The sequence below is a fragment of the Paenibacillus enshidis genome (assembly GCF_042136365.1).
Lineage (GTDB): Bacteria > Bacillota > Bacilli > Paenibacillales > Paenibacillaceae > Paenibacillus > Paenibacillus enshidis.
In genome coordinates, this window is record NZ_JBHHMI010000006.1 from 13,281 (window position 1) to 26,211 (window position 12,931).

Sequence of the window (12,931 nt, forward strand, 5' to 3'; positions counted from 1 at the left end):
TAATCCGAACCTTATCGAATACGGTCACAGGGATCATCCCTCTGCTTGTTTGGTCCGGTAACCCGGTGCGTTGCCGCCCTGCTTGGCCTTCTGCTTCACATTTGTGCCGATCACTCCTGCGATGATGAGTGCAGAACCGATGAGATGGTAAATGGTCACGGTCTCTCCGAGCATCAATGCTCCGGCTGCAATGGAGATGACGGTGGACAGATTGGAAAAGACGCTGATCTTGGAAGCTTCAAGCCTGGACAGCGCATAGCTGGACGAGAAAGCTGTCACCAGCGATGCCAATATGCCGAGATAAACGATGGACCAGACAAAATCCGTGTGCGCCAGCGGCGCGAAGATTTGGTTCATCGTGCCGTCGGCCGCATGACCAACGAGCGACACGGCCCAAAAGGTGACACATCCGATTGCCATCATAGAGCTGGTGACTTCGGTAGGTGTGAATGTGCGAAGCAAAAAACGCGAAAGGACGACATAGCCCGCAGATGCGAGACATGACAGGATAAGCAGCAATATACCCGCTGCGTTTGCAAGCTCAATGCCACTACCCTGCATGACAAAGATCAATACCACGCCGAAGACGGATAACAGGATCGACAGCTTCTGCCGCAGTGTCGTGGATTCCTTCAAAAAGATCCCTGCCAGTAAGGCGGTAAGGATCGGTGTCACCGCAAAAATGATACCACCTTCGGCAGATGAAGCATGCTGCAGTCCAAATGTCTGCAAGGTAAAGAAACCAAGCGGATACATAAAGGCTAACAGAAGCAGTCTCGGCCATGGTTTGCCCTTGAGCGAAATGCGAAACACGCCAGTGGCCACCAGTATAACAATCGCCGCGAATGACAAGGTAAAACGCAGAGCCAAGGTATCGATGGGATCGGCGTACATGAGGGCGACTTTCGTAAACATAAAAGATAATCCAAGAATGAACGCATAGACTAGAACGGCCAAATAGGCATAAAAGCGACCGCGTTGCAATTGAGATTGCATAGATGTTTTCCTCCTTTGACGAATGTAGGACCGAATCTGTACTTGAATCGTAAGGCTTCCCCTTTCATGCCACAATGTGAAAAATCCGAAACTGTACCGATACAGTTTCGGACAGCGCTTATGGTACTTGGACGTTTTTTTCGGTATAGTGGGGTCTAAGAAGAACTTCGGGCACGTATTGAGGCATAAGGAGCGAGGAGGTCATGAAAAAGTATTCGGCAATCCTGGCGGATTTTGAACAAAAGCGGGCTGCAGGCGAGCTTCGTCCGGGCCAGAAGCTGCCCTCCGTTCGTCAGGCGGCGGAAATGTACGGCTGCAGCATCAGCACGGTGACGAGGGCTTATGCGGAGCTTGAGAAACGTCATGCGATCTATTCGATTCCACAGAGCGGTTATTATATGGTGGAGGACGAAGAGCAAGAGGCCGAGCTGGATGATGGAGTGATCGATTTTGCATCCTCCTCTCCCGATCTGAATGTATTTCCTTACCGGGATTTTCAGCATTGCTTGAACAAGGCCATCGACACATACAAATACCATTTGTTCACCTACGGGGACCCAAAAGGGCTGAGCGCTCTGCGCGAAACGCTCGTTAAGCATCTCGCCGATGATCAGGTGTTCGCCAAGACCCAACAGATCGCGGTGACGCCAGGCATCCAGCAGGCACTTCATACGTTAGCGAAGATGCCGTTCCCGAACGGCAGGTCGGTAATCCTGGTGGAACAGCCGAGCTATAATTTGTATTTGAAGTTCCTTGAGGCGGAGAATCTGCCGGTGCAGAGCATTGCGCGTACCGCAGACGGCATTGATTTGCAACGGTTAGAGGAGCTATTTTGCAACGGGGATATCAAATGCTTTTATACGATGTCGAGGCATCATAATCCGCTGGGCACCTCCTATGGAGTCCAGGAGAAAAAGACGATTGCGCGGCTGGCGGCCAAGTACGATGTGTATGTGCTGGAAGACGACTATATGGGAGATCTCGGAGACAGGCGGGGTTTTGAGCCCCTATTTGCTTATGACCAGAGCAGGCATGTGGTGTATTTGAAAAGTTTCTCGAAAATCATCTTCCCCGGGCTGCGGATCGGTGCCGTGGTACTGCCTGAGCCGCTTTTAGACAGGTTTCATACATACAATCAGCAAGGCGGGGCTGCCCTCCTGTCACAAGCGGCGCTGGATATCTACATCAAAAACGGCATGTACGAAAGGCACAGAGAAAAGATCTATCGGCAGTATGAAGCGAGGGTTGAGACCTTGCACGATGCGGTAAAAATGTATAACGATGCAGGGCTGCTTGAAGTGGCGGATGTCCGTTCAGGCATTTATACACAATTCAAAATTCCGCAGGCAGTCAATCTTGAGCGGGTAGTGGATCAACTCAAGAGACGGGGCGTGCTTGTAGGCAGCGGGAGGCTGTTCTACCTGTCAACCTATCTGCAACGGGAGAAGTTTTTGCGAATCAGCATCTCCCGCGCCCGGCCGGAGCAGATTCATGAGGGCGTGAAAGCTGTCATCGAAGAAGTAAAACGTGGAATGAATGCGTAGTTTAAGGGCATACCCCTCCGCTCCTTTTTTGTTGTTGAATTTCTCCATATACTTCGAAATCTTGCTTTTTATAAAAATCTAAGGCTTGAAAGCTCAATGTATCCAGTTTGATGAAATCGCACGCTTTCTATTCCACCAAAAATCTGGCCATCAGCATTTTTTAAATACAGATTTACCTCTTGATAATCATAGGAGTGTGAAGGAATGATTAAAGCCGTACTTTTTGATTTGGACGGAACTTTATTGGATCGGGATGCTTCTTTGAAAGGATTCATTGATGCTCAGTATAATCGATTGCATACTTTTTTAGGTCATATTGCAAAGAAAGATTTTAAAGCAAGATTTGTTGCGTTGGATGCACGTGGTTATGTATGGAAAGACAAAGTTTATCGCCAATTGATTGACGAATTTGAAATCAAAGGTATGACATGGGAAGAATTACTTGATGATTATGTAACTCAATTTAGTCACAACTGTATTCCGTTCCCTAACATGATTGAGTTGTTAGAATATCTTCAAAATCAAAAAATTCTATTAGGAATGATATCGAACGGATCTGCTGCTTTGCAATACAGCAATATACAGGCCCTTGGAATTGAAAAATATTTCGCAACGATTCTTATCTCGGAAAAAGAAGGAATCAAAAAACCGGACGCACAAATTTTTATGAAATCCATGGAAAACCTTGCAGTAAAACCGACAGAGAGCATTTATGTTGGAGACCATCCGGTAAATGATGTTCAAGCCTCCCGGAATGTTGGAATGACTGCCATTTGGAAAAAAGATATATTTTGGGATGCTCCTGTGCAGGCTGATTTTATCATTGAAGATTTGGCTGAACTTAAACCGATCATTGAACAGCTTCAAATTGGCAATCATTAACGCACATTAGCCTGATGTAGGGAGCGCGAATACTGCCACATCATGCCACGCTTTCTCCTATGTAAACTATGCAAATGCAGTTATATTTTATTGCGTAAAAACCGGCCGATGACATGAATATAGATCTCTATCAATAATGGACACTTTAAACCGACGCCTTTTCTAAGTTAATATCAGGAGTGTGGTGGTTATAATGAAAGATACAGTTTATCGCCAATGGATTGGCGAGTTTGAGATTTCACGTGTAAGCAGATTTTATCATTCATGATTTGCTTGAACTGGGACATATAGTTCTGGCTGAGGAATGTTTTTTTATTGCGAAGGAGGAGCTAACATGACAAAGAGCAATGAAACCAGTAACATAAAGGAAATATTACCCGAACAACGTGAAGAACTGCTCGGAACATTAAAAACCCGGTTTGAGAAAAACATGAATCGCCATAAAGACATTGAATGGACTAAAGTTCAAGCCAAGCTCGAAGCTAACCCTGAAAAACTATGGTCACTCAATGAAATGGAAATAACCGGCGGTGAACCGGATGTTGTGGGTCATGATGAAAAGACGGGTGAATACATTTTCTACGATTGTTCAGCAGAAAGTCCTAAAGGCCGCAGAAGTGTTTGTTACGACCGTGAAGCACTGGAGTCCAGGAAAGCGCATAAACCAGAAAATACCGCTATCGATATGGCTGCTGCCATGGGCATTGAGCTTTTAACGGAAGAACAATACCGGGAACTGCAGAAGCTTGGAAATTTCGATATGAAAACATCAAGCTGGGTGAAAACATCTGCGAATATCAGAAAACTCGGCGGGGCCCTCTTTTGTGATCGCCGCTACGACACCGTCTTTGTGTACCACAATGGAGCCGACTCCTACTATGGTGCAAGGGGTTTCCGTGGCTCGCTAAGCGTCTGATTATTGAAGGGAGAAAAAGATGAATACAAGTTCTTTTCATTCATTGGAAGGTGAAAACATCTGCTTTAAATCACTAAGCTCAAATGATGTTAAAGAGATACATAGCTATGCTTCTGATGAGGATGTGTCATGTTTTATCAGTTGGAATTTAATGAATACCTTCCAGGCAGTGATAGGGACTGCTATGATTTTCAATTTTGACAAAGAAGCCAGTCATGCCGAGATTGGTTATGTGCTGCATAAAGAACATTGGGCAAGGGTTATGGCACAGAAGCCGTTGGTTTAATGAGTGAATTCGCATTTGCGTCCCTTCAGCTCCACAAACTGTATGCCAGTGTAGTAGATGCGAATAAACGTTTAATCTTTATGAATAATGATAGGTTAAACCTTTAAGCAGAGAGTAACATGCATTTATTCCCAGCGTCGAGCTCATTTATTTGTCGGCCTTGATCCACTTGAGCAGTTGACAGAGTATCGCCCACAACGCACAAAGCCGGTTGCGCTTAAAATCAGGCAACCGGCTTCTAATTGAGTCGTGATGTTTTATAAAGCCCTATATAGAGCACGCTTTAAAGCCGCGTGATATTCTTTTATCACTCGCTGGCTGATCTCCGCAGAAGGAAAGTATTCTTCGAAACCATGAAAACATCCAGGGTATAAATGAAATTCTGTTGGCACACCGGCCTGCGTTAGCCTCAGAACATAGTCGATGGTTTCATCGCGAAATGGATCCAGGTCACCGACACAGGTGTACGTAGGTGGAAGCCCTGACAAATCGGTTGCACGTGCCGGAGCGGCATATTGAGATACTTCACCTCCATCCCCTAGATACATTTCCCATCCCAATTGGTTTTTTGCTCTGCTCCACACTCTGTCATCCGTTATTTCATGGCTGGACTTGGTCATGTGCCGATCATCAAGCATCGGATAGAGGGGCATTTGGAACAGGATCGAAGGGCCATTTCGATCTCTTGCCAAAAGAGAGACGGCAGCCGTTAATCCACCGCCGGCACTGGGGCCAACCACTGCGATTCTGGATGAATCGCTCCCCAGTTCTTCAGCGTTTTCGGAGAACCACTGGAGTGCAGCGTAGCAGTCCTCGAGCGGAGCCGGAAAAGGATGCTCCGGAGCCAGCCGATAATCCACGGAAACGATGACACATTCGAGTTCCGATGCCATCTGCTGCAAGGCAGGATCCATCATATCCGCGGAACCAAGAATATAACCGCCACCATGAATATAGAGAACTCCCGGTAGTGGCCCATTCTTTACTCGCGGTTCGTACATCTTGATCCGAACATCCGGATCCCCTGCTGCGCCCGGAACATATCTTTCTGAGGTCAGAACGGCATCATTAACGGGCAGAGATGCTGTCATACCGGCAACAAACTCTTGCATCTCTTTCCTTTTGGCCGCTAAATTCTCTCGAGTGTAAACAACCTCCGGTAAAACGGAAAACATATTTTTAAGTTCCGGGTGTAATCTTTCTTCCATTCTCCAACCATCCTTTGTGAAGCAGAATCATAAATCGTCATTGAATGTCATCCCTGTCTATTTTGCCACGCCGTTTGCCCTAGCAAGTCGCGCATGGTCGCCATGTACTTTTCTTCCGAATGGGACCACCTCAGTTTAGCCGTTTCCTCTGCGTCCGGACCTGCGAGATAGCGCAGCCGGGCAGACGGATCGCATGCAGCGGCGTATATCTGATCTGCAACCTCGTTCTCATCCGCACTATCAAACGGATAGTTCATCATAGAGTTCATCATATGATCAAAATAAGGCTTGTACGCTTGTGGAATGGATACGGCTTGGGCGGCGGCCATGGTGTTCGACGTGAAATTCGTGGTTCGCATGGCTCCGGGTTCCACAAGTTTGACGGAGATATTTTGCGATTCCAGCTCGTACGACAATGATTCCGATAGCCCCTCGATGGCATGCTTGGTCGCGACATAGACCGCCAGCAGTGGGTTGGATGCAAAACCCACGTTCGAAGTGATATTGACGATGGTTCCACCCCGTTGCTCACGAAAATAAGGGGTAATCGCCTGGATGACGTTCATGACACCGAAAACATTGGTCTCGAAAATTCCGCGGATCACATTCATGGGTGTAGCTTCAAATATCGAGAGGATGCTGACTCCGGCGTTGTTCACGACGGCGTCGATCCGGCCGAACCTATCAACCCCTGCCGCAATCGCCGCCTCGATCGTGGCGGGCTTAGTAACATCAAGTGCAGTTACGAAAATCCGTTCGGGATTTTCCTCTGCCAAGCGCTGGTCCGGTTTGCGCATCGTCGCAACCACGTTCCATCCTTCATAAGCGAACTTCTTCGCTGCCGTATTTCCCAATCCGGTCGAACTCCCGGTGATCAACACCGTTTTGGTCATTGAAGACCCTCCTCTTTATCCTTTTGTTATTTCTCCCTTAGCTTACAAGGCTAAAGCCGCTCTAAGTCAAATCCAAAACATGGTCCCTTATGGACAAGGGATGTATGGACTGGAAGCAAGCTCGGATTGTAAAATAGATGAAAGTAACTCTAACAAGTAAGAGGCGGTGAAAATGCTTATGGCTTATACGATGAAGGAAGTTGTGAATAAAACGGGCATTACCGCGTATACTTTGCGTTTTTATGAGAAGGAAGGCGTATTGCCGGCTGTTGACCGGGATGTTAATGGGGTACGCAAATTCAGCGACCATTACGTCGATTGCGTTGAGATGGTACAAGCCCTTCGTTCGACAGGTTTGCCCCTGGCCGAAATCAAACAATATGTTGAACTATACAAGAGCGGAGATCGGACACTGCCCCTAAGAAAAACGATGCTGTCCAACCAAAAAAGCAAAGTAGAGGAACAAATCGTACGGCTGATGAAAACGCTGGAAAAGCTCAATTACAAACTGGCGTTAATCGATGCCCAAGAAAACAAATTTGAACGGCTGCCCTGATCGGAGGAAGGTAGTATCTGTCACCTTCCTCTTTACAGTAACTCCCTTGCTGCCAGCCGAGACTGCACCTGGATCGGCTACACTTAGTTGGACAATAAAAATAAGGGCTTGTAGAATAAACCTATCATGTTAAGGAGCGGATCTCTACAATGCCAAAACAACAACGACGTACCTTCACCTCAGAATTTAAAAAGCAAATGGTGCAACTCTATGAAAACGGGAAATCCAGAGCAGCGATTGTGGAGGAATACGACCTCACAGCCTCAGCTTTAGATCGCTGGATCAAGCAAGCTCAGACGTCCGGCTCCTTCAAGGAGAAAGACAATCGTTCTTCCGATGAAAACGAGCTGATGGCTTTGCGAAAAGAGAACCAGCGTTTGAAGATGGAGGTCGATATTTTAAAGCAAGCCGCGCTGATCATGGGACGAAAGTAGCTATCATCCAGAGCAATCGTGATAAATACTCGGTATCAGCAATGTGCGACGTCCTGCAAATGGCAAGAAGTACGTTCTACTATGAAGCTACAGAAAGGGCCCATGAAGACGATCTTACTGAAGCCATTGTGGATATCTTTCACAAGAATCGAAAAGCTTACGGCACCCGCAAGATCAAAGTCAAGCTCCACGAACGTGGGCTCGTCGTGTCCAGACGCCGTATTGGCCGAATCATGAAAGAACAGGGACTGGTTTCCACGTACACGGTGGCGCAATACAAGTCGCATAAAGCCGTATGCAACGAAGAAGCTACAGCCAATATCCTGAATCGTGAATTTGACCAAATCGAGACCAAACGCTTCGTCGTCAGCGACCTGACCTATGTGAAGGTTCAGCACCAGTGGCACTACATTTGCGTACTCGTTGATCTGTTCAATCGAGAGATTATTGGTCATAGCGCAGGTCCGAACAAGGACGCTGCTCTGATTTCACGCGCCTTTGCTACCGTACAGGGGGATCTGCGTCAAATTCAGTGGTTTCATACCGACCGTGGCAGTGAATTTAAAAATGAAAAGATGGATGAGCTTCTGGAAACCTTTGAGATCGGTCGTTCTCTGAGCATGAAAGGCTGTCCCTATGACAACGCCGTAGCAGAAGCCACCTACAAGGTGATGAAAACCGAGTTCGTCAACCAGCAGGAACTTCAGAACCTTCGTCGTTTGGAGATCGAACTATACGATTACGTCAACTGGTTTAATAAGCATCGCATTCACGGAACACTGGGATACATGACACCTGTGCAGTACCGCCAAGAGGCCCTTAAAAAAGCTGTCTGATTTACTGTTGACAATCCAAAAAGCTATCCTTCAAAAAGCGAAACTATTGAGAAAAAAGAGGGTCTCCCCCTCTTTTTTTGCGTTTCAATCCCTCCGTCCCCACCTTCCACCCTATGGGGCGCATCGCGATCGCAACCTCGGATGCCAGAGCAGTGCCTACCTTACCTTTGACTGTACATAATTTCTGATTGTTGTTTTGTGGAAGCGATAGAAACTTTAAATTGATGTATTGAATTTTTCAAATATACATTGTCCGGGTGTTAGCCTATTATAGCAGATATAAATTACAGTAATCCAAGTCGTTTAGACGGGATTTGTTTTTTAGCTGGAGAAAGGGGAGAAACAGCATGGCTCAAAATCGATATCTCAAATTGGGAACCTTCCTGCAAGGCGTTGGTTCCAGCATGTCCTTGTGGAGACATCCCGAGTTGGAGGCGGATGCCAGCATTCGCTTCCCGCTTTATGTGGATCTGGCCCGGAAAGCGGAAGCCGGTAAATTTGATTTTGTGTTTATTGCGGATGGGCTCCATATTAACGAAAATTCCATTCCCCATTTTCTTAACCGGTTTGAACCGCTCACTTTGCTGTCCGCACTGGCCGCCGCGACTTCGCGCATCGGACTTGTCGGAACATTGTCGACCTCCTACAGTGAGCCTTTTACGGTGGCACGCCAGTTTTCCTCGCTTGACCATATCAGCGGCGGGCGCGCCGGCTGGAATGTAGTCACCTCTCCATCCGACGGCGCTGCCGCCAATTTCAATAAAGGCAAACATCCGGCCCATGCCGAGCGTTACCGGATCGCTGAGGAATATCTGGAGGTTACGACAGGACTGTGGGATTCGTGGGAGGACGATGCGTTTATCCGGGACAAAACGAGCGGCGTATTTTTTGATCCGGCCAAACTTCACCGGCTTAACCATAAAGGTGAATTTTTCTCCGTACAGGGCCCCTTGAATATTGCCCGTTCCAAACAGGGACGTCCGATTATTTTTCAGGCAGGCTCGTCCGATGCGGGACGTAATCTGGCGGCCAAAACGGCGGATGCCGTATTTACCGGACAGGAGACACTGGAGGAAGCACGCGCCTTTTATAAAGATGTCAAGACAAGAGCGCGGGCTTTCGGCCGTTCTCCGGAAGAGTTGCTAATCTTTCCTGGAATATCCGTCATTGTGGGCCGGACGGCAGAGGAAGCGGAGCGCAAATATGAGGAGATTGCGGGGCTGGGGTCCATTCAAGACGCCCTAACTTACTTAAGCCGTTTCTTCGACTATCATGACTTTACACAATATCCGCTGGATGAACCGTTCCCCGAGCTGGGTGACTTCGGATCAAACGGATTCCGCAGCACGACTGACAAAATCAAAAAAGACGCAAAAGAGCTCCATTTGACCTTACGACAAGTAGCTCTGCGGGCTTCGACACCAAGAACGGCGTTTACCGGAACACCGGAGCATATCGCGGATCAGCTTGAGGAATGGTTTCGGGAGGAAGCAGCTGACGGCTTTATTATCGGGTCAGGTGTGCCAGGAGGCTTCCATGATTTCGTGGATCAGGTGGTCCCGCTTCTTCAGCAGCGTGGGCTGTACCGTAACGAGTACGAAGAGGATACGCTGCGCGGACATCTGGGGCTGCCCTATCCAGAGAACCGTTACACCAAACAGAAGATCACAAATTGACCTACTCTCGACACAGGGGGATCAGAACAAATGAAATTATCCAAACAGCATCGATATGTGACGGCTTTGACTCTGACGGTTTCATTGCTCTTGTCCGCCTGCTCCGGCGGCAGCGGGGAGAATACGGCTGCCGGAGCGGATCAGGTTGCTTCAGGTCAGACGACCGCAGGCGGGGAGCTGACCTATGCGCTGGCAACTTCACCCGATACGCTGGCCCCGCAGCAAAGCGGTTTGGCCGTAGCCACACGTGTATACCGGACCATGTTCGATAATCTGGTGGTCAAACTGCCGGACAATACGATTAAGCCTTGGCTCGCAACGGAATGGAGCATATCCGACGATCACAAAAGCTATACGTTCAAGCTGCGCAAAGGCGTTAAATTCCATGATGGCACACCGTTTAATGCAGAGGCCGTGAAGTTCACCTTTGACCGCATCCTCGATCCGAATGTGAAGGTAGGCAATGCCGCCGCCCAAATCAGTCCTTACGAATCCTCCGAAGTGATCGACGAATATACGATCAAGCTGAATCTGTCCCAGCCATCCAGGGCTTTCCTGGGCAACCTGAGCCAGGGCCCGTTAAGCATTATATCGCCAACGGCGGTCAAGCAATACGGGGATGAGTTCGGCAAGCATCCGGTTGGAACCGGGCCGTTCAAGTTCGTAAAATGGGAGGAAAACTCCGAGATCACCGTGGAACGTAATCCGGAATACAATTGGGCCCCGGAAACAGTGGATAATCAAGGCGCCTCTTATTTGGATAAAATCACGTTCAAAATTGTTCCCGAGGAAGCGACGCGCATCGGCAGTGTACAAAGCGGACAGGTGCTTGCTGCCGAAACAGTTCCTCCGCAAAACGTGCTGGCCTTAAAAAACGATCCGAATTTTCAAATTTTGGAGACCGATACCATTGGTTTACCTTACACCTTGTTCATCAACCGGGAGCATAAGCCCTGGAATGAGCTGAAAGCAAGGCAGGCGCTGCAGTACGGCATCGATGTGGGCGCCATCGTGAAAACCTTGTATTTAGGCACCTATAACCAGGCCTGGTCTGCTTTGACGCCTGGCGTATTTGGCTATGATGAGTCGCTGGAAAATTCCATCCAGCCTGATCAGGCCAAAGCGGCGGCTTTGCTGGATGAGCTCGGCTGGAAGCCGGGTGCGGACGGGATCCGGGAGAAGGACGGCAAAAAGCTGACGCTTCATTATGTAGATGGTTCGCCAAACCGTGAGAAACGCAATGATATTGCGGTCATGATCCAGCAGCAGTTAAAGAAAATCGGCATTGATGTCCAGGTGGAAATTACGAAAGATGTAGCGACAGTCATCTATCAGAACCAGGATTATGACTTGTACGGCAACAGCCAGGTTAACGGCGATCCAAACGCCCTTTATGCGTTCTATCATACGCCCGCCGCAGGCGCCGCTACGTTGTCTAAGCTTTCTGATCCGCAGGTGGATCAATGGCTTGAGCAGGGTGCGGTAGAGACGGATGACGCCAAACGTGCCGAATTGTACAAAAAAGTGCAGCAGTACATTAAAGATCAGGCTGTAATTATACCGATCTACGTATTCCCTTACACTGTAGCCGCCGCCAAATCGGTCCAGAATTTGAAGTTTGATGTGCTCGGATATCCGATATTCAACGATGTAAAGCTGCAACATTAGTCGGGGCAAAAATGTAAACGAGGAGGTATCAGCATCATGACCAGAATGATTGCGGGCAGGCTGGCCAGCTCGCTGCTGGTGGTTTTCGGCTCGGCAGTCCTCGTATTTTGCATCCTTTACTTGCTGCCGGGGGACCCAACCAATACGATTCTGGACCCGTCCACGGCCACGCCGGAAATGATTAATCAACTGCGCCACCAGCTTGGTGTCGACCGTCCCTTATACGTTCAGCTGCTCGATTATTTCGGGGACCTGCTGCGCGGGGATTTTGGCAGATCGCTGCTGGATTCCAGCCCGGTCCTGCCTAAAATTGTGGCCAGCTTCCCCCCCACGCTGGCGCTGACGGCCGCAAGCATGGCCATTTCGGTCATTGTCGGCATCCTGCTGGGCGTGCTCTCAGCCATTCACCGCAACGGATGGATCGACATTTTTGCCCGCCTGGTAGGCTTGTTCGGCATTTCGATGCCGACCTTCTGGTCCGGTATTCTGCTGCTGCTGATCTTTTCCGTTCATCTGGGCTGGTTTCCCGCGATGGGCTCGGACGGCTGGAAAACACTTGTGCTTCCCTCCATCACCTTGGGCATTATCGGTTCCGGCTTTATCGTGCGCCTCGTCCGGAACAGCATGCTGGAAGTGATGAACGAGCCTTATATCGTCACTTTGCGCGCCAAAGGCATCGTCGAGAGAACGGTTATGTACCGCCATGCTCTCCGCAATGCGCTGATTCCGGCGATCACGATGATCGGCATGCTGGTCGGCGAAATGCTGGCTGGCACGGTCGTCATCGAAACGGTGTTTTCCAGGCAGGGAATCGGACGCATCCTTGCAGATGCGATTATGGCCAAGGATCTGCCGGTCGTGCAAGGAGTCATCTTTTTCTCGGCGATGATTTACGTCACGGTGAATTTGCTGGTGGATCTTTCGTACACGCTGATTGATCCGCGATTGCGCAGGTCTCTGTAAAGAAGGCGGCTCTTAAGTTGGCGGCTGCCCTGGCCGGTATGCGCAACTTCAAGCATCTTCAAACGGAAGGAGG

At 48.8% G+C, this 12,931-nt stretch carries 13 protein-coding genes; 10 read left to right on the forward strand and 3 right to left on the reverse strand.

Annotated features, from left to right (window positions below; all coding sequences use genetic code 11):
- Positions 1-33: 33 nt before the first annotated feature.
- A complete protein-coding gene (locus ACE41H_RS08815) occupies positions 34-996 on the reverse strand; it encodes a DMT family transporter (protein ID WP_375354817.1) in 963 nt (320 codons plus the stop codon).
- A 203-nt stretch (positions 997-1,199) separates the two neighbouring features.
- Here ACE41H_RS08815 and ACE41H_RS08820 point away from each other — a divergent pair, with 203 nt between their 5' ends.
- The 5 genes from ACE41H_RS08820 (at position 1,200) to ACE41H_RS08840 (ending at position 4,731) form a co-directional block, all read left to right on the forward strand.
- Positions 1,200-2,540 (forward strand): aminotransferase-like domain-containing protein, encoded by a 1,341-nt coding sequence (locus tag ACE41H_RS08820; RefSeq protein ID WP_375354818.1) that lies wholly within the window; start codon positions 1,200-1,202, stop codon positions 2,538-2,540.
- A gap of 204 nt (positions 2,541-2,744) precedes the next feature.
- Complete coding sequence (locus ACE41H_RS08825; protein ID WP_375354819.1) at positions 2,745-3,422, forward strand: HAD family hydrolase; 678 nt, start codon at positions 2,745-2,747, stop codon at positions 3,420-3,422.
- 334 nt (positions 3,423-3,756) lie between these two features.
- Positions 3,757-4,338 (forward strand): DUF4256 domain-containing protein, encoded by a 582-nt coding sequence (locus ACE41H_RS08830; protein WP_375354820.1) that lies wholly within the window; start codon positions 3,757-3,759, stop codon positions 4,336-4,338.
- Between the two features lie 19 nt (positions 4,339-4,357).
- Positions 4,358-4,624: a GNAT family N-acetyltransferase gene (locus ACE41H_RS08835; protein WP_375354821.1), complete on the forward strand. Its 267-nt coding sequence runs from the start codon at positions 4,358-4,360 to the stop codon at positions 4,622-4,624.
- The gene (locus ACE41H_RS08840) at positions 4,624-4,731 is read left to right on the forward strand and encodes a hypothetical protein (protein WP_375354822.1); all 108 of its coding nucleotides are present in this window, start codon (positions 4,624-4,626) and stop codon (positions 4,729-4,731) included. Before ACE41H_RS08835 ends, ACE41H_RS08840 begins: the two co-directional genes overlap by 1 nt.
- Positions 4,732-4,881: 150 nt before the next feature.
- On the opposite strand, the gene ACE41H_RS08845 is transcribed toward ACE41H_RS08840, so the two are convergent.
- Positions 4,882-5,832: an alpha/beta hydrolase gene (locus ACE41H_RS08845; protein WP_375354823.1), complete on the reverse strand. Its 951-nt coding sequence runs from the start codon at positions 5,830-5,832 to the stop codon at positions 4,882-4,884.
- A 47-nt stretch (positions 5,833-5,879) separates the two neighbouring features.
- On the reverse strand, positions 5,880-6,725 hold the full coding sequence (locus ACE41H_RS08850) for an SDR family oxidoreductase (RefSeq protein ID WP_375354825.1): 846 nt from the start codon (positions 6,723-6,725) through the stop codon (positions 5,880-5,882).
- A 172-nt stretch (positions 6,726-6,897) separates the two neighbouring features.
- Between ACE41H_RS08850 and ACE41H_RS08855 the strand changes: the two genes are divergently transcribed.
- From ACE41H_RS08855 to ACE41H_RS08875, 5 genes are all read left to right on the forward strand, one after another.
- Complete coding sequence (locus tag ACE41H_RS08855) at positions 6,898-7,281, forward strand: MerR family transcriptional regulator (protein ID WP_375354827.1); 384 nt, start codon at positions 6,898-6,900, stop codon at positions 7,279-7,281.
- A 149-nt stretch (positions 7,282-7,430) separates the two neighbouring features.
- A protein-coding gene (locus tag ACE41H_RS08860; RefSeq protein WP_375354829.1) for an IS3 family transposase occupies positions 7,431-8,551 on the forward strand; the annotation gives its coding sequence in 2 pieces (ribosomal slippage) (positions 7,431-7,680 and positions 7,680-8,551; 1,122 coding nt in all).
- A 347-nt stretch (positions 8,552-8,898) separates the two neighbouring features.
- Positions 8,899-10,227 (forward strand): LLM class flavin-dependent oxidoreductase, encoded by a 1,329-nt coding sequence (locus tag ACE41H_RS08865; protein WP_375354831.1) that lies wholly within the window; start codon positions 8,899-8,901, stop codon positions 10,225-10,227.
- Positions 10,228-10,257: 30 nt separating this feature from the next.
- Positions 10,258-11,895, forward strand: a complete 1,638-nt coding sequence (locus tag ACE41H_RS08870; RefSeq protein ID WP_375354833.1) for an ABC transporter substrate-binding protein — start codon at positions 10,258-10,260, stop codon at positions 11,893-11,895.
- A 36-nt stretch (positions 11,896-11,931) separates the two neighbouring features.
- Positions 11,932-12,858: an ABC transporter permease gene (locus ACE41H_RS08875; RefSeq protein ID WP_375354835.1), complete on the forward strand. Its 927-nt coding sequence runs from the start codon at positions 11,932-11,934 to the stop codon at positions 12,856-12,858.
- Positions 12,859-12,931 lie beyond the last annotated feature (73 nt).